This is a genomic window from Modicisalibacter coralii (genome assembly GCF_004117855.1).
GTDB classification, from domain to species: Bacteria; Pseudomonadota; Gammaproteobacteria; order Pseudomonadales; family Halomonadaceae; genus Modicisalibacter; species Modicisalibacter coralii.
The window spans coordinates 254,849-276,878 of the sequence record NZ_QWBW01000007.1; the positions used below are offsets into that span (position 1 = coordinate 254,849).

At 69.7% G+C, this 22,030-nt stretch carries 20 protein-coding genes; 12 read left to right on the plus strand and 8 right to left on the minus strand.

The window, feature by feature from the left end; genetic code table 11:
- Position 1 precedes the first annotated feature (1 nt).
- Positions 2-928 carry a RibD family protein gene (locus D0901_RS03380; protein WP_325051824.1) on the minus strand — a complete coding sequence of 309 codons (927 nt, stop codon included), beginning with the start codon at positions 926-928 and terminating at the stop codon, positions 2-4.
- Between D0901_RS03380 and ribA the strand changes: the two genes are divergently transcribed.
- On the plus strand, positions 923-2,044 hold the full coding sequence (ribA, locus tag D0901_RS03385; RefSeq protein WP_129138868.1) for a GTP cyclohydrolase II RibA: 1,122 nt from the start codon (positions 923-925) through the stop codon (positions 2,042-2,044). The genes D0901_RS03380 and ribA overlap by 6 nt on opposite strands.
- On the opposite strand, the gene D0901_RS03390 is transcribed toward ribA, so the two are convergent.
- A complete protein-coding gene (locus tag D0901_RS03390; RefSeq protein ID WP_129138869.1) occupies positions 2,020-2,838 on the minus strand; it encodes a creatininase family protein in 819 nt (272 codons plus the stop codon). The genes ribA and D0901_RS03390 overlap by 25 nt on opposite strands.
- A 216-nt stretch (positions 2,839-3,054) precedes the next feature.
- On the opposite strand from D0901_RS03390, the gene D0901_RS03395 reads away from it, so the two are divergent.
- From D0901_RS03395 to D0901_RS03410, 4 genes are all read left to right on the plus strand, one after another.
- Positions 3,055-4,608 carry a cation:proton antiporter family protein gene (locus D0901_RS03395; RefSeq protein ID WP_129138870.1) on the plus strand — a complete coding sequence of 518 codons (1,554 nt, stop codon included), beginning with the start codon at positions 3,055-3,057 and terminating at the stop codon, positions 4,606-4,608.
- A gap of 105 nt (positions 4,609-4,713) precedes the next feature.
- Positions 4,714-5,709, plus strand: coding sequence for an amidoligase family protein (locus D0901_RS03400; protein ID WP_129138871.1), 996 nt, complete (start codon positions 4,714-4,716; stop codon positions 5,707-5,709).
- Complete coding sequence (locus D0901_RS03405) at positions 5,706-6,410, plus strand: gamma-glutamyl-gamma-aminobutyrate hydrolase family protein (protein WP_129138872.1); 705 nt, start codon at positions 5,706-5,708, stop codon at positions 6,408-6,410. Before D0901_RS03400 ends, D0901_RS03405 begins: the two co-directional genes overlap by 4 nt.
- A 254-nt stretch (positions 6,411-6,664) precedes the next feature.
- Entirely contained in the window at positions 6,665-8,347 is a 1,683-nt protein-coding gene (locus tag D0901_RS03410; protein ID WP_129138873.1) for a GMC family oxidoreductase, read from the plus strand.
- A 74-nt stretch (positions 8,348-8,421) separates the two neighbouring features.
- Here D0901_RS03410 and D0901_RS03415 read toward each other — a convergent pair whose 3' ends face one another.
- Together D0901_RS03415 and D0901_RS03420 are read right to left on the minus strand one after the other, a co-directional pair.
- Positions 8,422-8,853: an OsmC family protein gene (locus D0901_RS03415; protein ID WP_129138874.1), complete on the minus strand. Its 432-nt coding sequence runs from the start codon at positions 8,851-8,853 to the stop codon at positions 8,422-8,424.
- A 106-nt stretch (positions 8,854-8,959) separates the two neighbouring features.
- Positions 8,960-9,541, minus strand: a complete 582-nt coding sequence (locus tag D0901_RS03420) for a DUF1415 domain-containing protein (RefSeq protein ID WP_129138875.1) — start codon at positions 9,539-9,541, stop codon at positions 8,960-8,962.
- Positions 9,542-9,615: 74 nt separating this feature from the next.
- On the opposite strand from D0901_RS03420, the gene D0901_RS03425 reads away from it, so the two are divergent.
- Positions 9,616-10,542, plus strand: coding sequence for an aldo/keto reductase (locus D0901_RS03425; protein WP_129138919.1), 927 nt, complete (start codon positions 9,616-9,618; stop codon positions 10,540-10,542).
- Between the two features lie 27 nt (positions 10,543-10,569).
- Here D0901_RS03425 and nfi read toward each other — a convergent pair whose 3' ends face one another.
- Entirely contained in the window at positions 10,570-11,358 is a 789-nt protein-coding gene (gene nfi / locus D0901_RS03430) for a deoxyribonuclease V (protein WP_129138876.1), read from the minus strand.
- A gap of 181 nt (positions 11,359-11,539) precedes the next feature.
- Between nfi and D0901_RS03435 the strand changes: the two genes are divergently transcribed.
- The 5 genes from D0901_RS03435 to csiR all read left to right on the plus strand — a co-directional run bounded on the left by D0901_RS03435 (position 11,540) and on the right by csiR (position 17,483).
- The gene (locus D0901_RS03435; RefSeq protein WP_129138877.1) at positions 11,540-12,796 is read left to right on the plus strand and encodes an exonuclease SbcCD subunit D; all 1,257 of its coding nucleotides are present in this window, start codon (positions 11,540-11,542) and stop codon (positions 12,794-12,796) included.
- The gene (locus D0901_RS03440) at positions 12,793-16,098 is read left to right on the plus strand and encodes an AAA family ATPase (protein WP_129138878.1); all 3,306 of its coding nucleotides are present in this window, start codon (positions 12,793-12,795) and stop codon (positions 16,096-16,098) included. The genes D0901_RS03435 and D0901_RS03440 overlap by 4 nt, the downstream gene beginning before the upstream one ends.
- A 75-nt stretch (positions 16,099-16,173) precedes the next feature.
- Positions 16,174-16,428 carry a type II toxin-antitoxin system Phd/YefM family antitoxin gene (locus D0901_RS03445; RefSeq protein WP_129138879.1) on the plus strand — a complete coding sequence of 85 codons (255 nt, stop codon included), beginning with the start codon at positions 16,174-16,176 and terminating at the stop codon, positions 16,426-16,428.
- Positions 16,425-16,679: a Txe/YoeB family addiction module toxin gene (locus tag D0901_RS03450; protein ID WP_129138880.1), complete on the plus strand. Its 255-nt coding sequence runs from the start codon at positions 16,425-16,427 to the stop codon at positions 16,677-16,679. Before D0901_RS03445 ends, D0901_RS03450 begins: the two co-directional genes overlap by 4 nt.
- Before the next feature lie 114 nt (positions 16,680-16,793).
- Positions 16,794-17,483, plus strand: coding sequence for a DNA-binding transcriptional regulator CsiR (gene csiR, locus D0901_RS03455; protein ID WP_129138881.1), 690 nt, complete (start codon positions 16,794-16,796; stop codon positions 17,481-17,483).
- On the opposite strand, the gene D0901_RS03460 is transcribed toward csiR, so the two are convergent.
- From D0901_RS03460 to wrbA, 3 genes are all read right to left on the minus strand, one after another.
- Positions 17,480-18,715, minus strand: a complete 1,236-nt coding sequence (locus D0901_RS03460) for a CaiB/BaiF CoA transferase family protein (RefSeq protein ID WP_129138882.1) — start codon at positions 18,713-18,715, stop codon at positions 17,480-17,482. The genes csiR and D0901_RS03460 overlap by 4 nt on opposite strands.
- Positions 18,716-18,722: 7 nt before the next feature.
- Positions 18,723-19,901 carry an acyl-CoA dehydrogenase gene (locus tag D0901_RS03465; RefSeq protein ID WP_129138883.1) on the minus strand — a complete coding sequence of 393 codons (1,179 nt, stop codon included), beginning with the start codon at positions 19,899-19,901 and terminating at the stop codon, positions 18,723-18,725.
- A gap of 202 nt (positions 19,902-20,103) precedes the next feature.
- A complete protein-coding gene (gene wrbA / locus D0901_RS03470) occupies positions 20,104-20,709 on the minus strand; it encodes an NAD(P)H:quinone oxidoreductase (RefSeq protein WP_129138884.1) in 606 nt (201 codons plus the stop codon).
- A gap of 153 nt (positions 20,710-20,862) precedes the next feature.
- Between wrbA and argE the strand changes: the two genes are divergently transcribed.
- Positions 20,863-22,020: an acetylornithine deacetylase gene (gene argE, locus D0901_RS03475; protein WP_129138885.1), complete on the plus strand. Its 1,158-nt coding sequence runs from the start codon at positions 20,863-20,865 to the stop codon at positions 22,018-22,020.
- Positions 22,021-22,030 lie beyond the last annotated feature (10 nt).

A 22,030-nucleotide genomic window follows, 5' to 3' on the forward strand; every position in this document is an offset into this window, starting at 1 on the left:
CTCAGGCGTCGAGCAGGCGCAGATCGAACAGGGTGTCGTCGCCGCAGGGGAAGGTCCGGGCCGGCGGGCGCCGCGCCGCGTCGAGGGTATCGATGGGCGTCAGCGCCAGGCCCGGGCGGCCGGAGCCGATCAGCAGCGGCGCCACCAGCAGATGCAGGCGATGCAGCACGTCGGCCTCGACGAAACGCGAGACGGTGACCCCGCCGCCCTCCACGAGCACCCGCGTCAGGCCGCGCTCGGCGAGCGCATCGAGGACCGCGCGCGGCTCGATGCCGCGGGGCCCCGCGGGCAGTTCGAGACGCTCGACGTGCGCCCCGGCGCCGACCAGTGGCGGCGCGCCGCGCCCCACCAGATGCAGGGTGGGCGCGGCAGCGGTCTGGAACACGTCGCGCCGGACGTCGAGCCGCCCGCGCGGGTCGCAGACCACCCGCCAGGGGTTGGCGCCCTCGACATGGCGCACCGTGAGTTGCGGATCGTCGGCCGCCACGGTACCGGCGCCGACCAGCACGGCATCGACCAGGGCACGCAGACGGTGCAGATGCACGCGACTGGCCAGGCCGTTGATGTAATGCGAGGCCCCGCTCTCGGTGGCGATGCGCCCGTCGAGGCTCTGCCCCAGCTGGGCGATCGCCAGGCCCCCGCACCGGGCCACCAGCGGCAACAGGCTGTCGAGCAGGGCGCACGCGCCGGCGGGCCAGACGGCATCAACGGACCAGTCGCCGCCGCGCCGGACCTCGATGACCCCGGCGCCGGTGTCGATACGGGCGACGGTCGAGCGTGACCAGTCGTGTTCGCGCGCCCGGCGCACACCGCGCCAGGCCGCATCGAGAAGCGAGTCGTCCATGTCGGCTCCCATCGAGACAGGCGATTCATCATGCGCAGCCCGGCTGCGCCAGGGCAACCCCCAAGCAAGGAGACGCTCATGCATCAGGTCGAACGCGCCCTATTCGATATACGCCGCGGCTTGCCGGTGCTGCTGCGCGACGCCGACGAGGCCGTCCTCGTCCACCCGCTGGAGAGCGTCGACGAGGCGGCCTTCGAGCGTCTCGCCGAATCCGCCGAGATGCCGACACCGGCGCTGGTGCTCAGCCGTCACCGTCTTGCCCGCCTGGGGCACAGGATCGACGCCGACAGCGCCCGTCTGGCGCTGCCGCCGGCACTGTGGCACGACACCCGGCGTCTGCATGCGCTGGCCTTCGGCCTCGAGCCCGAGGCGACGGACGCCGAACCGCTCGCCGCCAGTCGTGCCGAACAGGCCGCCCTGGCGCTGATGCGCCGCGCCCTGTTGATTCCGGCGGCGCTGACCCGCCGCCTCGACGGCGAGGCACGCACGGCGATCGAGGCACGCATCGCCGAAGGGGCCCTGCTCGGCGTCGCCGCCGAGGATGCCGAGCGCTGTCTGGAGAGTGCCGACGGCATGCTGCGCCGCGTCAGCGAGGCCCGTATCCCGCTCGCCGAGGCCAGCGAGAGCCGCTTCATCCTGTTTCGCGAGCCCGACGGCCTGCGCGAGCACGTGGCGATCGTCATCGGTGACAGCGAGACCTGGCAGCGGGACGTGCCCCTGCGCCTGCATTCCGCCTGCCTGACCGGCGACCTGTTCGCCAGCCTGCGCTGCGACTGCGGCGAACAGCTGCGCAACGCCGTCGCCGAGATCGCCGCCCTGGGCGGCGGCGTGCTACTCTACCTGGCCCAGGAGGGCCGCGGCATCGGCCTGGCCAACAAGCTGCGCGCCTACGCGCTCCAGGACGAGGGCCTGGATACCCTGGACGCCGACCAGGTGCTGGGCTTCGGCGAGGACGAGCGCCGCTACGGCGTCGCCGTGGACATGCTCGCCGCACTGGGCGTCCAGCGCGTGCAGTTGCTCACCAACAATCCGGTGAAGATCGCCGCGCTGGCCGAGGGCGGCATCGAGGTCGCCGGCCGCCAGGCGCTTTACGGGCGGCTCACCGAGCAGAACTACCGCTACCTGCACGCCAAGGCGCATCGCGCCGGGCACCTGCTCGATGACGTCCTCGACGGTCACTCCGGCTCGGAACGGGCCTGAAAGTCGTCGATCGCCAGCTCGCGGGTCTCGACGAGCACCTCGGCGAGGCACTGCGCGTAGTGCGCGACCAGCCGCTCGCCGAGGGCGGCGCTGGCCAGACGCGCATCGCCGACCACGCCGCCCGGGTGCAGGTCCTCGGCCATCCAGGCGAACGCCGCCTCCCCCTCGGGGCCCAGCCGGCCGCCCTGTGCCGCCATCGCCTCGCCCCGCGACGGCGGGTGATCGAGCCACGCCCGGCGTAGCGTCCCCGGGGCCAGATGCAGCATCATCGCGGTCTCGGCGGCCCCGCCGTGCAGGCCGTGGCGCCACTCCGCCGCGGGCAGTGAATCCGCCGGCGGCGCGAAGCGCATGTAGTGGGCCTTGACCACCAGCAGGCCCAGCCGCCGGCGCAGCTTGAGCGCGGCAATGTCGGCCACCGCGGTATTGCCGCCGTGGCTGTTGAACAGCACCAGGCGGCGCAGGCCGGCCCGCGCGACCGCCTCGCCGTGGGCCTCGATCACCGCAATCGCCACCTCCGGCGGCAGGCTCAGGGTGCCGGCAAACGCCGTGTGCTCGTCGCTGGCGCCCACCGCCAGGGTCGGCAGCACCAGCAGCGGGAAGTTCTCCGGCAGCCGATGGCGCGCCGCCTCGAGCAGCCCTTCGCCGATCGTCCGGTCGGTGGCCAGCGGCAGGTGGCCGCCGTGCTGCTCGATCGCCGCCAGCGGCAGCACCGCCACGCCGTCGCCCTCGGCCCAGGCCTCGAGTTCGACGCTGGTCAGCGCCGTCCAGTCCGCGCCCTGTCGCGATGCGTTCATGCTTCCTCCCTTGCCGACGGTCGACGCCGCCGGTGTCATCGAATCGTCCCGCTGACAGGATACGTTAGCGTCGCCGCGAACGCTGACGCTTTGCGCGTTGATCGAGGTCAATCCGGCGTCGCCGACGGTGGGCATGACGGCCGAGTTGCGGTAAAAAACCCGGGAATCGCTCGTCATACCGCCGGGCACACCAGATCGTCTCACGGGAGCCCGCCCATGCTGGAAGTCATCTGTCTGTCGTTCGCCTTCGTGCTGGGCCTGCTCGCCTGGCGGTGCGGGCTGCCAGCGCTGATCGGCTTCCTGGCGGCGGGCTTTCTGATCAACCCCTTCGCCGACTCCCTGGCGCTGCCACCGTCGACCCCCGAGATCCTCGACCATGTCGCGCACCTCGGCGTGCTGCTGCTGCTGTTCACGGTGGGCCTCAAGCTCAAGCTCAAGAGTCTCGCCCAGCCCGAGGTGTTCGGCGGCGGGCTGATCCACTTCCTGGCCACGCTGCTGGTGTTCGCGCCCGGTCTGCACTGGCTGGGTGGGGCGACCTGGGCCACCGCATCGATCCTGGCCATCGCCCTGGCCTTCTCGAGTACCGTGCTCTCGGCCAAGAGCCTGGAGGCCCGCCGCGAACTGCGTGCCTTTCACGGCCGGGTGGCGATCGGCATCCTGATCATCCAGGACCTGATCGCCCTGGTGGTGCTGGCCTTCTCCACCGGCCAGGTACCCTCGCCCTGGGCCGTGCTGCTGTTCGGCCTGCCCCTCGCGCGGCCGCTGTTGAAGCGCCTGATCGATCTCAGCGGCCACGACGAGCTGCTCCTGCTGATGGGTCTGGTCCTCGCCGTGGTGGTCGGCGGCGCGGGATTCTCGGCGCTGGGGCTGTCCGGCGAGGTGGGCGCGCTGCTGCTCGGCGCACTGGTCGCCGATCACCCTCGCGCCCAGGAGCTCGGCAAGACGCTGTGGGGGCTCAAGGAACTCTTCCTGGTGGGGTTCTTTCTCAAGATCGGCATGTCGGGGATGCCCGACTGGGATTCGCTGGTCTTCGCCGTGACCTTCACCGCGCTGCTGCCGCTCAAGGCGGCGCTGTTCTTCTTCCTGCTGATCCTGTTCCGGCTGCGCGCCCGCAACGCCTTCCAGGCGGCGATCAGCCTGACCAGCTACAGCGAGTTCGGCCTGATCGTCGCCGCCGCCCTGGCGCCCGACACCCTGGTGGGCCTGGCGCTGGCCGTGGCGCTGTCGTTTCTGGTCGCCGCACCGCTGCAGCGCAACGCCCACTCGCTGTTCGCGCGTCTCGAGCCCTGGCTGCGGCGCTTCGAGAATCATCGCTGGCATCCCGACGAGCAGCCAGCCTCGCTGGGCGACGCCCGGGTGATGATCGTCGGCATGGGGCGTACCGGCACCGCCGCCTACGATCGTCTGCATGCCGACGACACCCGGTTGATCGGCCTGGACGCCGATCCCAACCGGGTCGAGAGCCACGTCCGCGCGGGGCGCCACGTGGTCTACGCCGACGGCGAGGACATCGGCTTCTGGAACAGCGTCAACCTGCGCCAGATCGAGGTCGTGATGCTGTCGCTGCCGGATGCCGAGTCGAAGGTCTTCGCCACCCGCCAGCTGCGCGATCACGGCTTCGCCGGCACCATCATCGCCCACAGCCTCTACGAGGACGAGGCCGAGGCGATCCGTCGCGCCGGGGCCAACCAGACCTACCTGACCATGCACGAGGCCGGGCTGGGGCTGGCCGAGCACGTTCGCCAGGGGCTCACCGCCACGCGTGGCTGATACCAGCCGATACCCGAAAGCCAGCCGCCACGCGTGAAAGGGCTTGCAAGGCACCCGGTCAGCCGTTGCAATGGTCGGCATCAGTCGTCTACCCCGGAGGGTCGCATGAAACCCGCAGCGCCGCCCTCGCCCCGAACGCCCGAAGGCCAATTACGGCGAGTGGGCGTGGAGATCGAATTCGCCGCCATTGCCCCGACCGCCGCCGCCGAGCTCGTCCGCGACCGCTTCGGCGGCGAGATCGAGCGGCTCGGCCCCCATCGCTACAAGGTCGTCGATACCCGGCACGGCGACTTCACCATCGAGCTGGACGCCAAGTACGCGCATCCCGACGACAAGCTGCTGGCGAAGGCCCGTGAGCACGGCGACGACGAGTGGTCGCACCTGCGCCTGGAGCTGCACAATCGTACCCGGGCGCTGATCGGCGACGCCGTGGCCGGCGTGGTGCCCACCGAGATCGTCTGCCCGCCACTGCCCTGGCTGGCCCTCGGCGAACTCGACGGGCTGTTCGACGCCCTGCGCCGGCAGGGCGCCCGCGACACCCGCGACAGCCTGCTCTACGGCTTCGGCCTGCATCTCAACCCCGAGGTGCCGGATACCGATGTCGAGAGCGTGCTCGCCCATCTGCGCGCCTACCTGATCCTCGCCGAGTGGCTGCGCGAGGAGATCGACATCGACATCACCCGCGAGGTGCTGCCGCACGCCAATCCGTTTCCTCGTGACTATGCCCTGCGGGTGCTCGAGCCGGACTATCGGCCGGACCTCGACACCCTGATCGACGACTACATGGCCGCCAACCCCAGTCGCAATCGCGAGCTCGACTTCTATCCGCTGTTCGCCTTCCTGAGTCCCGATCACCCCGGCTTGGCGAACGACGATCGCGTCAAGCCGCGGCCGACCTACCACTACCGGCTGCCCAACGCCCAGTTGTCGCAGCCGGACTGGAGCGCCACCGCGGAATGGAATCGCTGGGTGGAGGTCGAACGCCTGGCCGCCGACCCGACCCGGCTGGCCGAACGCAGCGCCGCCTATATCGCCCATCACAGCCGCTCGTCGGTATCGCGCTGGCTGGATCGACTTCGCGAGTGGATGAAGGACGCATGAGACGACCGCTGATCGGCATCACGACATCGGATCACAAGAGCCGGCTGGCCTGGTGGTGCGACTGCCTCGCGGTATGGCGCGCCGGCGGGCGGCCCGTGCGGCTGTCCCCCGCCCGGCCCGACATCGATAGCCTGGACGGGCTGGTGGTCGGCGGCGGCGACGATATCGGCGCCCAGCTCTACGGCGGCGAGATGCAGCTCGACGTGCGCGTCGATCCGCAGCGCGACGAGCTGGAACTGACGCTGCTCGACCGCCTGGTACCCACCGGATGCCCGGTGCTGGGCATCTGCCGCGGCGCCCAGATCATCAACGTCTTCCTGGGCGGGACGCTGATCAGCGACATCCAGACCACCTACGCTCACATCAAGCCGCGCCGGACGGTGCTGCCGCGCAAGACCGTCGACGTGGTGGAAGGCAGCCGGCTGCACCACATCCTGCAGGTCGACTGGTGCCAGGTGAACAGCCTGCACCATCAGGCCATCGACCGTACCGGCCACGGCATGAGCGTGGTCGCCCGCGACCGCGACGGCCTGGTCCAGGGCATCGAGAGTTGTCACCACGAGTTCCTGATCGGCGTGCAGTGGCATCCCGAGTTCCTGGTCTTCAACCGGCCCCAGCAGCGCCTGATCCGCGCCCTGGTCGAGCAGGCCGCGATACGTGCCGAGGCCTCGCGGCCGGCCGGGGACGAGACGCGCGCCTAAGAACGCTTTTTACAACCGGTAGATGAAGCGGACTTTTCCGGCGACAGGGCTTCGCGAGGGCGCTGTAAACCCATCCCTGGGAGCTACCTTTGCCATCCATGACAAAGGACCCTCGCTTCGCCCTGTCCCCGGCCCCCATCATCAGGGGGGTTGGAAATGTGCTCTAAGAGCCTTCGACCATCGTCGGCTGCCGATGGCCGGCCTCTCTCGCCTAGTCTGGCAATGACCGACAACGACAAGAGACGCCCGCCGCCATGACGCATGCCCGTTCCTACGCGGCCGCCGATACCCTGATCGTGGGTGCCGGCCCCGCCGGCTGCCTGCTCGCCAAACGCCTCTCCGAGGACCCGCACCACCGCGTCACGCTGGTCGAGGCCGGCGGGCGCGACAACTACCCCTGGATCCATATCCCGGTCGGCTACCTGTACTGCATCGGCAACCCGCGCACCGACTGGTGCTATCGGACCGAGGCCGAAACCGGGCTCAACGGCCGTTCGCTGGGCTACCCCCGCGGCCGGGTGCTGGGCGGCAGCTCGTCGATCAACGGCATGATCTACATGCGCGGCCAGGCCCGCGACTATGACCACTGGGCCGAGCTGGGCAACGCCGGCTGGGACTGGCAGAGCGTGCTGCCCCTGTTCCGCCGCAGCGAGGATCACTACGCCGGTGAAAGCGCCCTGCACGGCGCCGGCGGCGAGTGGCGCGTCGAACCCCAGCGCCACGCCTGGGAGATTCTCGAGGCCTTTCGCGAGGCCTGCGCCGAGAGCGACATCCCCGCCATCGAGGACTTCAACGGCGGCGACAACGAAGGCTGCAGCTACTTCCAGGTCAACCAGCGCCGCGGGGTGCGCTGGAACGCCAGCAAGGCCTTCCTGCGCGGGCTCGAGACCCGCGACAACGTCACCCTGGTCACCGACGCCGAGGTCGACCGCGTGCTGTTCGACACCCGCGGCGAGCGACCGCGCGCCTGTGGCATCCTGGCGCGCCTCGGTGGGGCCTTCCAGTCCCTCGAGGCCGACGAGGTGATTCTCAGCGCCGGGGCGATCGGCTCGCCGTCGATCCTCCAGCGCTCGGGGGTGGGGCCCCGCGAACTGCTCGACGAGCTGGGCATCCCCGTGGTTCACGCCGCGCCGGGGGTCGGCGCCAATCTGCAGGACCACCTGCAACTGCGGATGATCTATCGGGTCACCGGCGCGACCACCCTCAACGAGATCGCCGGTTCCTGGTGGGGCAAGCTGGGCATGGCCTGGCAGTACCTGAGCGCCCGCCGCGGGCCGCTGACCATGGCACCCAGCCAGCTCGGCGCCTTCGCCCGTTCGCGTCCCGACCGGCCCAGCGCCGACCTGGAATATCACGTCCAGCCGCTGTCGCTGCCGGCCTTCGGCGAGCCGCTGCACGACTTCCCGGCCTTCACCGCCTCGGTCTGCCCGCTGCGCCCGGCGAGTCGCGGCACGGTGACGATTCGCGCTCGCGATCCGCGCCAGCCACCGCGCATCCAGCCCAACTACCTGAGCGAGCCGGAGGACCGGCGCGTGGCCATCGATGCGATTCGCCTCACCCGCCGCATCGTCGCCTCGCCCGCCCTGGCCCGCTACCGGCCCGAGGAGATCAAGCCCGGCCCCGACTGGCAGAGCGACGAGGAACTCGTCCAGGCCGCCGGCGACATCGGCACGACCATCTTCCACCCCGTGGGCACCTGCAAGATGGGCCAGGACATCCACGCGGTGGTCGACGACCGGCTACGGGTGCACGGCATCGAGGCCCTGCGCGTCGTCGACGCCTCGATCATGCCCACCATCACCTCCGGCAACACCTGCTCCCCCACCCTGATGATCGCCGAGAAGGCCGCGGCGATGATTCTCGAGGAACGCCATTGGCGGGCCATCGGACAGGCCACCGACGAGCGGGCCACTCTCTCGGCGACGGCGTCCTCCTGAGCCGCCAGCCCGGGGCCCGACGCAAGGAAGCCGACCCGCGGGCCGGCTTCCGATGTCGTGCGAACGGCTTCCGCTCAGTTGGCGAGCTTGGCGTCCAGGGTGATCTCGGCCTTGAACAGCTTGGAGACCGGGCAACCTTCCTTGGCCTTGTTGGCGCAGGTCTCGAAGGTCGCCTGATCGGCGTCGGGGATCTTGGCCACGGTTTCCAGGTGAATGGCCGAGATGGTGAAGCCGCTGTCGTCCTGCTCCAGGGTCACCGTCGCCCGGGTATCGATGCTCTCGGGCTCCAGGTTCTCCTCGCCGAGGATCATCGACAGCGCCATGGAGTAGCAGCTGGCATGGGCAGCACCGATCAACTCTTCCGGATTGGTGCCCGGCTGACCCTCGAAACGGGTGTTGAAGCCGTAGGGATTCTCCGCGAGCGCGCCACTCTCGGTGGAAACGGTGCCCTTGCCCTTCTTCAGGCTGCCACGCCACTGGGCCGACCCCTGCTTCTTGATCGTCATGAACTGCCTCCTTTCGTGGGTTGATCGCCCGACGCGGCGCCTCGCCGCCGCCGGGTCAGCATCATGCCTTCCTGACTGTAGTGCATTCGGGCCGGTAAGGGACAATTCAACCCCGCGACTCGCCTTCGTGGCCGAGCGGACTCTCCAGACAGGCGAGCCGTTCGGCCGTCACCCGCGCCAGCCCCAGCCGCCGCATCGCCGCGACGTTGCGTTCGGGGATGGCTCCGGGATCGGGGTAGCTCTCGAGGACCCGACTCAGGCTGGCCTCACGCAGCAGGTGGAGCATCGGCCAGGGCGAGCGGTTGGTGGCGTTGGCCGGGTCATCGGCGTCGGCCTGGGCAAACTGGTAGTCGGGGTGGAAGCTGGCCAGCTGATAGACGCCGGCGTAGCCCTCGGCCTCGAGCAGCGCCTCGGCGAGGGCCAGCAGATCCAGATAGTCGTCGAACGAGGCCATCCCGCGGGTGAGGATCAGCAGCGTGGTCTCGATCGCCGGGTCCTCGTCGAGCCGCCGACATTCGTCGATCAGGGTCCGCAGCGCAGGTTCGATGGCCTCCGCCGAGACGGTGGCGTAGCGTACGCGCTCGCGACGCACCTCGGGCGCGGCGAAGGGACACAGATGGTGGGCGACGACGAAGCGCTCGACCCAGGCGCGGGTGGCGGCGATCGCGGCAGTATCGGCGGACGGCATGACGGACCTCGTTGATGAAGACGGGCCAGTATAGCCCTTGCGGCAGCCGGCGGGGTCGAGCACCATGCATGGCAATGGCTACCACGACCGATCCGGAGGTCCTCGTGCCCCACGCTAGCGTCACGTTACCCGCCGCCGCTGCGGCGCCGGCCATCACCCTGCCGGCGATCGGCCAGGGTACCTGGTACATGGGCGAGGGCCTCGCGCCACGCGATGCCGAGGTCCGCGCCCTGCAGCAGGGGCTCGACGCCGGGCTGACACTGATCGATACCGCCGAGATGTACGCCGACGGCGGCGCCGAAGAGGTCGTCGGCGAGGCGCTCGCCGGGCGCCGCGACGACGCCTTCCTGGTCTCCAAGGTCTACCCGTGGAACGCCGGTCGCGACAGCGCCATCGCCGCCTGCGAACGCAGCCTGGCCCGGCTGGGTACCGACCACCTGGATCTCTACCTGCTGCACTGGCCGGGCAGCATCCCCCTCGACGAGACCCTGGAAGCCTTCGAGCGCCTTCGCGACCAGGGCAAGATCCGCCGTTTCGGCGTCTCCAACTTCGACGTCGACGACCTCGAATCGCTCTGGCGGCTTCCCGGCGGTCGCGACTGCACGGTGAACCAGGTGCTCTACCATCTCGGCTCGCGGGGCATCGAGCACAGCCTGCTGCCCCGGCAGCGCGAGCGCGGCCTGCCGACCATGGCCTACTCGCCGCTGGCCCAGGGCGGGCGGCTGCGGGACTCGCTGCTCGCGAACCCGGCGGTGACGGCGATCGCCGCCGACTACGGCGTCACGCCCACCCAGGTGCTGCTGGCCTGGGCGATCCGCCCGGCGGCCGACCGTCACGACGGCGACGCCCGCGACGTGATCGCCATTCCCAAGGCGGTACAGCCCGCGCACGTGCGCGCCAACGCCGAGGCGCTGACGCTGCGCCTCGACGCCGAGGCCCTCGCCCGGCTGGACGCGGCCTTCCCGCCGCCCGCGCGCAAGGAACCCCTCGATATCATCTGAGCCGTATGGCGGCGTCTGCAGCGTGCCCTACAACAACGCGGGGCCCTCGGGGTCGCGAAACGCCTTTCCCCGCCGGGAGGCCAGCCGATCCGCCAACCGCGTCGGCTCGGGCAGCTTGGTGCGTCCCAGGCAGGCGATCGTCCAGTCCAGCGCGGTGGCCAGGCTCAAACGATGGCCGGGGGAGACGATCACCGGCTTGACGCCCAGACGCGAGCGCAACATGGCCCCGATGACCACCCGGCCGTCGGCATCGGTGGCCACGTCCGCCGGGTCCTCGGCGCGGCGGCGATCGGTCAGTGGCGTCCATTCGCCGCGAGCCTCGGGCACCTCGCCATGACGCCCGCACAGGCGCTTCTTGGCCACACCCAGGGTGGGCAGGTCGAGCCATAGCCCGAGATGCGCGGCGATCCCCAGGCGTCGGGGATGGGCGATACCCTGGCCGTCGACCATCACCAGATCGGGACGCCGCGAGAGCTTGTCGAAGGCCCCCAGCGCCGCCGGTATCTCGCGAAACGACAGCAGGCCGGGAATGTAGGGCATGCGCGTCGGCTCGCGGTGGACGAGCTCCTCGACCGGTGTCAGGTCGGGCCAGTGCAGCAATACCACCGCCGCTCGGGTGGTCGACCCCTCGTCCTCGAAACCGATGTCGACGCCGGCGATCCACGCGACCTCACCGATCCGGTCTTGGCGCTCGAGACGCGGCGCGAGTTCTTGCTGCAGAGCGATGGCGCGCTCCGGGGACAGGGTCCAGTCATGCAGGGCCGCGTTCTGAACGCGCCCTTCGTGAAACGGCTCTTCATGCAACGATTCGGGCATCGAGACAACATCCTTTTGTCGAACGTGCCCCCAGCCTAGCATGCCCGTCACGCCATTCCGGAACGCCCCTGAGATGCTTTTCCCTGTCTGCCGGAGCCCCGCCCGGATGCCATCATGGACCCGGCCGGCAGAGCCGGTACACTGAGGCGCCGACCGATCATCGTTGCGCGGATACCCCGACGTGAAACTGCTGCATACCGCCGACTGGCACCTCGGCCAGACCTTTCATGGCCAGGAACGCCATGCCGAACAACGGGCCTTTCTCGACTGGCTGCTGGAGACGCTGGAGACCCGGCGGCCCGACGCGCTGCTGATCGCCGGCGACGTCTTCGACGTGGTCAACCCGTCGCTGCGCGCCCAGGCCCTGCTCTACGACTTCATCGTTGCCGCCCACGAGCGCCTGCCGACGCTGGACATGGTGCTGATCGCCGGCAACCACGACAGCGGCAACCGCATCGAACTGCCCGCTCCGCTGCTGGCCCGCCTGCGCACCCACGCGCTGGGCCGGGTTCACTGGCTCGACGATGGGCGGCTCGACGCCGAGCGGCTGCTGGTACCGCTCACCGACGCCAGCGGCGAGACCCGCGCCTGGTGCCTGGCGCTGCCCTTTTTGCGTCCCGCCGAGGTCACCGGGCGGCGCGGCGACGATGACGCCCCGGTCGACGACTACGTCGGCGGCATCAGCCGCGTCCACGCGGCACTGATCGATGCGGCCCGCGCGCGCCGCGCCAACGGCCAGGCACTGGTCGCCATGAGTCACGCCCACCTGCGCGGCGCGGCGGTCTCGGAGGCCAGCGAGCGGCCGATCGTCATCGGCGGCGAGGAATCGATCCCGGCGGCGCTGTTTCCCGAGGACATCGCCTACGTGGCGCTGGGTCACCTGCACCGCGCCCAGCAGGTCGGCGAGGCGCGCATCCGCTACAGCGGCAGCCCCTTGCCGCTGGATTTCAGCGAGGTCGACTACCCGCATCAGGTGGTCGAGGTCACCCTCGACGGCGAACGCCTGGTCGATCTCGAAACCCTCGGCGTGCCGCGCCCGGTGGCCATGCAGCGGATCGGCCCCGCGCCTCTGGCGCAGGTGCTGGACGAGCTGGAAAGCCTGGACGACGACCCCGACCTGCCGCGCGAGCGCTGGCCCTGGCTGGAGGTACGCGTCGAGCTCGACGCGCCGGCCCCCGATCTGCGCGCCCGCATCGAGGCGGCGCTGGCCGGCAAGGCGCTGCGCCTGCTGCGACTCACGCGGCGCCTGCCCCAGACCGAGCACGAAACGGCTCCGGCACGGGTCGATCTCGAGACGCTCGGCCCGCGCAAGCTCTTCGAACGCACCTGGCAGGCACGCTGGGACGCGCCACCCGACGATACGGTGCTGGCCGACTTCGACCGGCTCTGCCAGGACGTGCTCGACGGACAGCAGGACGCCGGGGAACTGGACCGATGAGAATTCTCGCCCTGCGTCTGGCCAACCTCGCCTCGCTGCCCGGTCCGCTGGAACTCGACTTCGCGAGCCCGCCCCTCGCCGATGCCGGCCTGTTCGCCATCACCGGCCCCACCGGCGCCGGCAAGAGCACCCTGCTCGACGCGCTGTGCCTGGCGCTCTACGGCAATACACCGCGCCTGCGCCTGGCCCCCCAGCGCGACAGCCAGCTCGACGATGCCGCGGGCACCGCGCTGACCACCAGCGATCCGCGCACCCTGCTGCGCCGGGGTACCGCCAGCGGCCATGCCGAGGTCGACTTCGTGGGTCGCGACGGCCGCCGCTATCGCGCCCGCTGGGCGGTGCGCCGGGCCCGCGACAAGGCCGACGGCCGCCTGCAGGCCGTCGAACAGTCGCTGCGCGATCTCGACAACGACCGCCTGTTGACCGCCCAGAAACGCGAGTTCGATCGCCTGCTGCCCGAGCGTCTGGGGCTGACCTTCGAGCAGTTCACCCGCGCCGTGCTGCTCGCCCAGAGCGAGTTCGCCGCCTTCCTGCAGGCCGACGACAACGCCCGCAGCGATCTGCTGGAGCGACTCACCGGCACCGCCGAGTATTCGGCGATCTCGATGGCCGCCTTTCGTCGCGCCAGCGAGGCGAAGAAGCGGGTCGAGGCCCTGGAGACCCGACTCGCCGACGACCTGCCCGCCGAGCCGGCGGGCCGCGCCGACCTCGAACGACGGGCCCGCGCCGCCCAGGACGCCTTCGATGCCGTGCAGCGCGACGCCAGGGGGCTGGAAGCGCGCGAGCAGTGGCACGCCAGCGATGAACGGCTGCGTGACGCCGTCACCGCGGGTCGGCGCCGCCAGCAGGCGGCCGAGGACCGCTGGCAGTCACTGGCGCCCGTGCGGGAGGATCAGGCGTGGCGGCGGGTGATTCTGCCCCAGCGGCATCGTCTGACGCGTCAGGCCGAACTGCCCGGCGAACTCGACGCCCTGAAAGCCGCTCACCAGCAGACCCAAGGGGCACTGGCCGACGCGGAGAGCGCCCGGGACCAGGCTGGACGCGCCTTCGAGGCCGCCGAGCGGACACTGGCGCAAGCCGCCGAGGCACGCCGCACGGCCGAGCCCGCGCTGCGCGAGGCTCGGGAGCTGGCCATGGACCTGGCCAATCTCAACCATCAGCTGGCACAGCTGGAAAAGACCCAGGCCGAGCGGCAGGCCCAGCGCGACCACCTGGAGACCGATCATCAGAAGGCTCGGACGGAACATCGTCAACGCCGCCAGCAGCACGCCGACTGGCAGGCGACGTTGCAGCAACTGCTGGGCGAGCACGACGACCTCGAGACCGCCCGCCAGGCCCACCGCAGTGCGCTCGAACGGGCTCATCAGCGCCAGCTGGCCCTCGAGGAGCTCGCCAGTCACTGGCGGGAGTACCAGCGCGCCCTGACCCACCATCAGCGACTGTTCGAGCGGGTCCAGGCGGACGAACCCCGGCTGGCCCGGCTGCTGGAGCAGGGCCGGCAGGCCCGACGCCGGCTCGATGACGCCCAGGCCCGCCACGACACCGTGACCGGCATGATCGAGCGCAGCCGGGCGGCGCGCAGCGACGGTGTCGTCGCGCTGCGCGAGACGCTTGTCGAGGACGCCCCGTGCCCGGTCTGCGGCGGGCTCGAGCATCCCTGGCGGCACCATCCACCGGCATCGCCGGAGGCGGAACAGCTGGCAGCGCAGCAGCGCGAAGAGGAACGCCAACGCCAGGAAGTCGACGAGGCCCTGACCCAGGCCAAGCAGGCACGCGACCGCCTGTTCGGCGAGTACAGTGCCCTCGACGCCTCGCTCAAGCAGGCGCGTCAGGAGCTTCAGAGCGCCGAACGGCAATGTCGGGAGGCCCGCGACGCCCTCGCACGGCACCCGCTGCATGGCGAACTCGCGACGCTCGAAGAGGACCAGCGCGACACCTGGCTGGCCGAGCAGAGCGAGCGCGCCAAGGCCGATCACGCGCATCACGACACGATACTAGGCAAGCTGAATCAGGCCGAGGCGCGCATCGAACCACTACGCCAGGCCCTGCAGGAAGACGCCACGCGGCTGGCACGTTTCGAGACGCGCCGCGAGGGGCTCGACACGGAGCTGCAGGCACTCGCCGAGCAACTGCCGCCGCTTCGTCAGCGGCGCGACGATCGCGCCCGCGCCCTCGCCGCGAGACTCGGCGAGCATGCCTCGCCGGACGCCTGGCAGCAGCATCTCGATGCCCGTCAGGAGAACGCCAGACAGGCCCGGGAGGCGGCCCAGACACACCGGCACGAGACGCAGCGCGAGCACCAGCGGCTCGCCCAGCAGGCGGCCCACGAGGCCGAGCGCCTGGCGACGCTGACCCATGAGCGCGACACCCTGAACGCCGAGCTGGCCGAGTGGCGGCGCACGCATGCCGCGCTGGACGAAGCCCGGCTCGCCCGCCTGCTGGCCCAGGCCGACGACGCGGCAGAGCGCCAGCGCCAGCAACTGGAAGACGCCGATCATGACCGCCAGCAGGCCGCCGCCAGCCTGGCCGAGCGTCGTCAGGCACTGCTCGATCATCGCCGCGATCAGCAGCTCCTCGACGGGGCGGCAGACGACGCTGCCCTGCTCGACGAATCCGCCGAGGCCGAGATCGTCCGGCGCCGCGAAGCGCTCGACCATGAACGCGAGGCCCTGGCCCCGCGCCTGGACGCCGCTCAGCAGCAGCGCGACGAGGCCGTGCATGCCCTGCGCGACGACGACCGGCGACGTCAGCGCCACCAGGACGCCCAGGCCGAATTGGCAGCGGCACGCAGCGAATTCCGCCGCTGGGGCCGGATCAGCGAGCTGATAGGTTCCGCCGACGGCAAGGCCTTCCGGCGTATCGCCCAGGCCTACAACCTGGAACAGCTGCTCGAGCACGCCAACGTCCATCTCGCCGGGCTCAGCCGCCGCTACCGGCTGGTACGCGGCGGCAGCGAACTCGGTCTGCTGGTGATCGACCGCGACATGGCCGACGAGCGCCGCTCGGTGCACTCGCTCTCCGGCGGCGAGACCTTCCTCGTCTCGCTGGCGCTGGCGCTGGGCCTGGCCTCGATGGCCTCCGGCGAGCTGGCCATCGAGTCGCTGTTCATCGACGAAGGCTTCGGCAGCCTCGACCCCGAGTCGCTGGCGCTGGCCATGGATGCCCTGGACGGTCTCCAGGCCCTGGGCCGCCGTGTCGGTGTGATCTCCCACGTCCCCGAGATGCACGAACGCATTCCGGTACAGATCCGCATCGAACCGGAGGGCAACGGTACCAGCCGGGCGCGGTTGGTGAGCGAGTGACTCGGCCTCGCCATTGCCGCGCGCTCTGTTGAACGCTATTCTGTACAGGACAACATCCCGTACAGGAAATATCCGATGGATGCCATCAGCTATACGGCGGCACGCAGCCATCTGGCGAAGACCATGCAGCAGGTTTGCGACGACCACACCCCCATCACCATCACACGCAGCAAGGCGCCGTCGGTGGTCATGATGTCGCTGGAAGACTATGAAGCCTTGCAGGAAACCGCCTACCTGTTGCGCTCGCCGAAGAACGCCCGACGCCTGCTCGAGTCCATCGCGCAATTGGAGAATGGCGATGGTCGCGAGCGGGAGCTCATCGAGGAATGAAGCTCACCTTCTCCGAGCATGCCTGGGAGGAGTACCTCTATTGGCAACGAACCGACAGGAAGACACTCCGCCGGATCAATCAGTTGATCAAGGCGATCCAGCGAGCGCCCTTCGAGGGTATCGGCAAGCCGGAACCCCTGAAGCATGGTCTCGCGGGCTACTGGTCACGGCGCATCGATGAGGAACACCGTCTCGTCTACAAGGTCGCGGAGGCACATCTCTTCATCGCTCAGTTACGCTACCACTACTGAGACACCGGGCACGACGTCAATCACCGCAACAATCGCCAGTCGCGCTGATATCGGCAGGTCCCGTCCGGCGGCGGGGTTGGGTATCATCGCGTCACATTCGCCAGGAAGCCGCCCATGACCCGCGACGTGCCGCGCCCCAATCTCGCCATCAGCGCCCACCAGCGTCTCAAGCGCGACATCATTCGCGGCGTCTTCGCCCCTGGCGAGAAGCTGCTGATGAGCCGCCTGAAGGCGCGCTATGAACTGGGCGTGGGGCCGCTGCGCGAGGCACTCTCGCAATTGATCGGCGAACGGCTGGTCACCGCGGTCAGCCAGCGCGGCTACCGGGTCGCGGGGATGTCGCTGCAAGAGCTCGAGGATGTCTACGATGCCCGCGCCGAACTGGAAGGGCTGGTGCTGGAGCTGGCCATCGCCCGCGGCGACGACGACTGGGAGGCACAGATCCTGGCCAGGGCGCACACCCTGGCCAAGGTGATGGAGGTCAACAGCGCCGAGGAGATGCTCGACGTCTGGGACGCCCGCCATCAGGCCTTCCACACCGCTATCGCCGCGGGCTGCCGCTCGCCGCACCTGCTTCAGGCTCGCGCCGCGTTATTCGACCAGGCCGAGCGTTATCGCCACCTGTGGCTGTGTCGCACGGTGTTCTCCGACGACGCCCTGGACGCCAAGCGCCGCGAGCATGCCGCCCTGGTCGAGGCGATCCTGGCCCGCGACACCCCCCGGGCGCGGGCGATGATGCGCGACCACCTGATGACGCCGGTGCCGATCATCCGGCAGGAGCTGGAAGCGCGCGCACTCATCTAGGCGTCGTCGGGTCGGCCGAGCACCCCACTCTCGTGCAACGCCGCCAGCGCGGCGGGATCGAGGCCGAGGCGTTCGGCGAGCACCGCATCGGTATGTTCGCCTAGCCGCGGCGGGGCCCGCTCGGCGTTCAGCCGCTGGCCGTCGAGCCGAATCGGGTTGCCCACCAGCGACATGGGCTCGCCGGCCGCGTGACATCGCTCGATGCGTAGCCCGCGATGACGCACCTGCGGGTCGTCGAATACCGCGTCGAGCCGGTTGATCGGCCCGCAGGGCACCCCCGCCGCTTCCATGGCCGCCAGCCACTCGACGCTTTTCGCCCCGCGCAGCCGGGCGTCGAGCAAGGGGACCAGTGTCTCGCGATGGGCGACGTGAGCGGCGTTGGTGGCAAAGCGTGCATCGTCGGCCAGCCCCGGCATGCCCAATACCTCGCACAGGCGTCGGAACTGGTCGTCGTTGCCCACCGCCAGGATCAGATGGCCGTCGGCGGTGGCGAACGCCTGATAGGGCACGATGTTGGGATGCGCATTGCCCAGCCGCTCGGGATTGCGGCCGCTGGTCAGGTAGTTGAGCGCCTGGTTGGCCAGTACCCCGACCTGCACGTCGAGCAGCGCCATGTCGATGTGACCGCCCCGCCCGGTGGTCTCGCGGCGGTGCAGGGCGGCGAGAATAGCGTTGGCGGCGTACAGCCCGGTGAAGATGTCGACGAACGCCACCCCCACCTTGGTCGGCTCGCCGTCGGGCTGACCGGTCACGCTCATCAGCCCGCCCATGCCCTGGATCAGGAAGTCGTAGCCGGCCCGCGAGGCATAGGGGCCGTCCTGGCCGAAGCCGGTGATCGAGCAGTAGACCAGACGCGGGTTGGCCTCGCACAGGCTGGCCGCGTCCAGGCCGTAGGCGGCCAGCCCGCCGACCTTGAAGTTCTCGATCAGCACGTCGCTGTCGGCGGCCAGCCGGCGAACCAGCGCCTGCCCCTCGGGCCGGGCGAGGTCGATGGTCACCGAGCGCTTGCCGCGATTGGCACTGAGAAAGTATGCCGACTCGGTGGTGCCGTCGAGCCAGGGCGGCCCCCAGCCGCGGGTGTCGTCACCGCGCCCGGGGCGCTCGATCTTGATCACCTCGGCCCCCAGGTCGGCGAGCTGCTGGGTACACCAGGGACCGGCCAGCACCCGCGACAGATCGAGCACGCGGATACCGGCGAGCGGCTTGCGCAGGGTCTCATCGCAAACGGTCATGGCGGCCTCAGGCAAAGGCCTGGATGCCGGTCTGGGCACGTCCCAGGATCAGCGCGTGCACGTCGTGGGTCCCCTCGTAGGTGTTGACCGTCTCCAGGTTGACCATGTGGCGAATCACGTCGTATTCCAGCGAGATACCGTTGCCGCCATGCATGTCGCGGGCCTGGCGGGCGATCGCCAGCGCCTTGCCGCAATGATTGCGCTTGATCAGCGAGATCATCTCCGGCGTCGCCTGGCCGGTGTCGAGCAGCCGGCCGACGCGCAAGCAGGCCTCGAGCCCCAGGGCAATCTCGGTCTGCATGTCGGCCAGCTTGACCTGCACCAGTTGGGTCGCCGCCAGCGGACGCCCGAACTGCTGGCGTTCCAGGGTATAGCGGCGCGCGGCATGCCAGCAGAACTCGGCGGCACCCATGGTGCCCCAGGCGATGCCGAAGCGGGCCTTGTTGAGACAGCCGAAGGGCCCGCCCAGGCCGCTGGCATCGGGCAGCAGCGCCTCGTCGGGGACGAAGACGTCGTCGAGGACGATCTCGCCGGTCACCGAGGCGCGCAGCGAGAGCTTGCCGTGGATGGTCGGCGTCGAGAAGCCCTCGGCGCCGCGCTCGACGATGAAACCCTTGATCTTGCCCTCGTGGGCATCCGAGCGCGCCCAGACGATGGCGATGTCAGCGATCGGGCTGTTGGTGATCCACATCTTCTGCCCGCTCAGCCGGTAGCCGCCGTCGACCCGGCGCGCCCGGGTCTGCAGGCTGCCGGGGTCGGAACCGGCGTTGGGCTCGGTGAGGCCGAAGCAGCCCACCAGCTCGCCGCTGGCCAGCCCGGGCAGGTAACGTTGCTTCTGCGACTCGCTGCCGTAGGTCTCGATGGGATACATCACCAGCGAGGATTGCACGCTCATCGCCGAGCGGTAGCCGGAGTCGACCCGCTCGACTTCGCGGGCGATCAGTCCATAGGCGACATGACCGACCCCGGCCCCGCCGTAGGTTTCCGCGACGGTCGCCCCGAGCAGCCCCAGCTCGCCCATCTCGCGCAGAATCTCGCGGTCGAAGCGCTCCTGCTCGAAGGCCTCGCGCACCCGCGGCTGCAATGTCTCCTGGCAGTAGGCGCGTGCCATGTCCTGAATCTGTCGTTCGTCGTCGCTGAGCTGCTGTTCGAAGAGCAGCGGATCGTGCCACTGGAATCCACTCATGTCGGCCTCGCGGGAAGCGGGTTGCAGGGGATGACGCTCGCCATCGTGCCTGAAATATTATCGACATAAATAAAAAATATCTACATTTTTAACGGTCGACGAGAAGCCTGTTCGATGGCTCGACAAAAAACCGCGTTAACGAAATCGGGCGAGGGCCCTGTGGCCCTCGCCCGAGCGAGACGAGCGTTATCAGGAGAGGCGATCAGCCGGCGAGCTTGGCGGTGGTCCTGGCGACATGTTCACCCTGGAAGCGCGCGATGGTCAGTTCGTTCTCGCTGGGCTGGCGGCTGCCGTCGGGGCCGACGACGGTCGTGGCACCATAGGGCGTGCCCCCGGTCACCTCGCCCATCTCGGTCAACGCCTGGCAGGAATACGGAACACCGACCACCACCATGCCCAGATGGAAGAGCATGGTATGGATCGAGGTCAGCGTGGTCTCCTGGCCGCCGTGCTGGCTGGCGGTCGAGGTGAAGGCGCTGCCCACCTTGCCGATCAGCTTGCCCTGGGCCCAGAGTCCGCCGGTCTGGTCCCAGAAGTTGCGCATCTGCGAGGTCATGTTGCCGTAGCGAGTGGGCGTGCCGATGATGATCGCATCGTAGTCGGCCAGTTCGTTGGGATCCTCGATCAACGGCGCCGCCTGATCCCGCTTGTAGCCGGACTGCACGGCCACCTCGTCGGGCACCAGTTCGGCGACGCGGCGGATGTCGACCTGTGTCCCGGCAACGCCGCGCGCGCCCTCGGCCACGGCATTGGCCAGGGTCTCGACATGCCCATAGCTGGAATAGTAAACGATCAGGATACGGCTCATCGGAAACTCCTATCGACAATGAATCAAGCGCGAAAACGAATCATGAGTTGGCAAACGTTCTCAAGATGGCTCATGAGCGCTTTTCCGTCAAAAGCCCTGCCGGGGGCGCGCGGGGCCATGCTAGGCTGTGGCAAACGATCCCCCGGAGCCCTCATGCAGTCCGCTCAGCAGCTACTCGAAACCCTGGTCGGGCACCCCACGGTGTCCCGCGATTCCAACCTCGACCTGATCCGTTTCGTCGAGGGCTATCTCGACGATCTGGCGGTGCCCTGCCGCCGCATCGAGAGCGATGATGGCAAGAAGGCCAACCTGCTCGCGCGCATCGGCCCCGAGGTCGAGGGCGGCGTGGTGCTCTCCGGCCACACCGACGTGGTACCGGTGGACGGCCAGCCCTGGTCGAGCGATCCGTTCTCGCTCACCGACAAGGGCGACGGCCGCCTCTACGGCCGCGGCAGCTGCGACATGAAGGGCTTCATCGCCTGCGCGCTGGCCCAGGTCCCGCGCTGGCTGGAACAGTCGCTGACACGCCCCATCTATCTGGCACTCTCCTACGACGAGGAAGTGGGCTGCGTGGGCGCGCCACGGCTGATCGAGTCGCTGGTGGCCGACGAGCCCCGCCCCGCCGCGGTGATCGTCGGCGAACCGACACTGATGGCCCCGGTGGTCGCCCAGAAGGGCATCACCAACCTGCGGACCACCGTGACCGGACTGGAGGCACATTCCAGCCAGGTCAACCAGGGCGTCTCGGCGGTCCACGTCGCCGCCCGGCTGGTGGCCCGGATCGAGGACATCATGGCCGAGCTGCGTGAGGCCGGCCGGGTCGACGAGGCCTTCAACGTCGCCCACTCCAGCCTTCACGTGGGCAAGATCGCCGGCGGCACGGCGATCAACATCATGGCGCGCGAATGCCAGTTCGACTGGGAGATCCGCCACCTGCCCCAGGACGGCTTCGAGTCGGTCTACGCGCGTTTCACCGAGTACGCCGAGTCCCTCGAGGGCGAGTTGCGCCAGCGCGCGCCGCAGGTCGCCATCCGTACCGAGAACCTGACCGATACCGTGCCGGGGCTGGCCGATCGCGACAACGCCGCGGCCCTCTCGCTGTGTCGCGACCTGCTCGGCGAGCGCGACAGGGAGGCCGTCGCCTACGCCACCGAAGCCGGCCAGTTCCAGCGCGCGGGTCTGCCGACGGTGATCTGCGGCCCGGGCAGCATCGCCCAGGCCCACCAGCCCGACGAGTACCTGGACAAGACCCAACTGGAAGCCGGGGCGGCCTTCATGGCCCGGCTCGGCGATCGCCTTGCCGGCGATTGATCCAGGCTTT

What these genes read in the sequence shown, in the direction of transcription:
- D0901_RS03400 (WP_129138871.1), top strand. Translation starts at nt 4,714, where the DNA reads ATGAAACCCGCAGCGCCGCCCTCGCCCCGAACGCCCGAAGGCCAATTA.
- argE (WP_129138885.1), top strand. Translation starts at nt 20,863, where the DNA reads ATGCAGTCCGCTCAGCAGCTACTCGAAACCCTGGTCGGGCACCCCACG.
- ribA (WP_129138868.1), top strand. Translation starts at nt 923, where the DNA reads ATGCATCAGGTCGAACGCGCCCTATTCGATATACGCCGCGGCTTGCCG.
- D0901_RS03405 (WP_129138872.1), top strand. Translation starts at nt 5,706, where the DNA reads ATGAGACGACCGCTGATCGGCATCACGACATCGGATCACAAGAGCCGG.
- D0901_RS03445 (WP_129138879.1), top strand. Translation starts at nt 16,174, where the DNA reads ATGGATGCCATCAGCTATACGGCGGCACGCAGCCATCTGGCGAAGACC.
- D0901_RS03395 (WP_129138870.1), top strand. Translation starts at nt 3,055, where the DNA reads ATGCTGGAAGTCATCTGTCTGTCGTTCGCCTTCGTGCTGGGCCTGCTC.
- wrbA (WP_129138884.1), bottom strand. Translation starts at nt 20,709, where the DNA reads ATGAGCCGTATCCTGATCGTTTACTATTCCAGCTATGGGCATGTCGAG.
- D0901_RS03380 (WP_325051824.1), bottom strand. Translation starts at nt 928, where the DNA reads ATGCATGAGCGTCTCCTTGCTTGGGGGTTGCCCTGGCGCAGCCGGGCT.
- D0901_RS03425 (WP_129138919.1), top strand. Translation starts at nt 9,616, where the DNA reads ATGGCTACCACGACCGATCCGGAGGTCCTCGTGCCCCACGCTAGCGTC.
- D0901_RS03410 (WP_129138873.1), top strand. Translation starts at nt 6,665, where the DNA reads ATGACGCATGCCCGTTCCTACGCGGCCGCCGATACCCTGATCGTGGGT.
- D0901_RS03415 (WP_129138874.1), bottom strand. Translation starts at nt 8,853, where the DNA reads ATGACGATCAAGAAGCAGGGGTCGGCCCAGTGGCGTGGCAGCCTGAAG.
- D0901_RS03450 (WP_129138880.1), top strand. Translation starts at nt 16,425, where the DNA reads ATGAAGCTCACCTTCTCCGAGCATGCCTGGGAGGAGTACCTCTATTGG.
- csiR (WP_129138881.1), top strand. Translation starts at nt 16,794, where the DNA reads ATGACCCGCGACGTGCCGCGCCCCAATCTCGCCATCAGCGCCCACCAG.
- D0901_RS03440 (WP_129138878.1), top strand. Translation starts at nt 12,793, where the DNA reads ATGAGAATTCTCGCCCTGCGTCTGGCCAACCTCGCCTCGCTGCCCGGT.
- D0901_RS03390 (WP_129138869.1), bottom strand. Translation starts at nt 2,838, where the DNA reads ATGAACGCATCGCGACAGGGCGCGGACTGGACGGCGCTGACCAGCGTC.
- D0901_RS03465 (WP_129138883.1), bottom strand. Translation starts at nt 19,901, where the DNA reads ATGAGTGGATTCCAGTGGCACGATCCGCTGCTCTTCGAACAGCAGCTC.
- D0901_RS03420 (WP_129138875.1), bottom strand. Translation starts at nt 9,541, where the DNA reads ATGCCGTCCGCCGATACTGCCGCGATCGCCGCCACCCGCGCCTGGGTC.
- D0901_RS03460 (WP_129138882.1), bottom strand. Translation starts at nt 18,715, where the DNA reads ATGACCGTTTGCGATGAGACCCTGCGCAAGCCGCTCGCCGGTATCCGC.
- nfi (WP_129138876.1), bottom strand. Translation starts at nt 11,358, where the DNA reads ATGCCCGAATCGTTGCATGAAGAGCCGTTTCACGAAGGGCGCGTTCAG.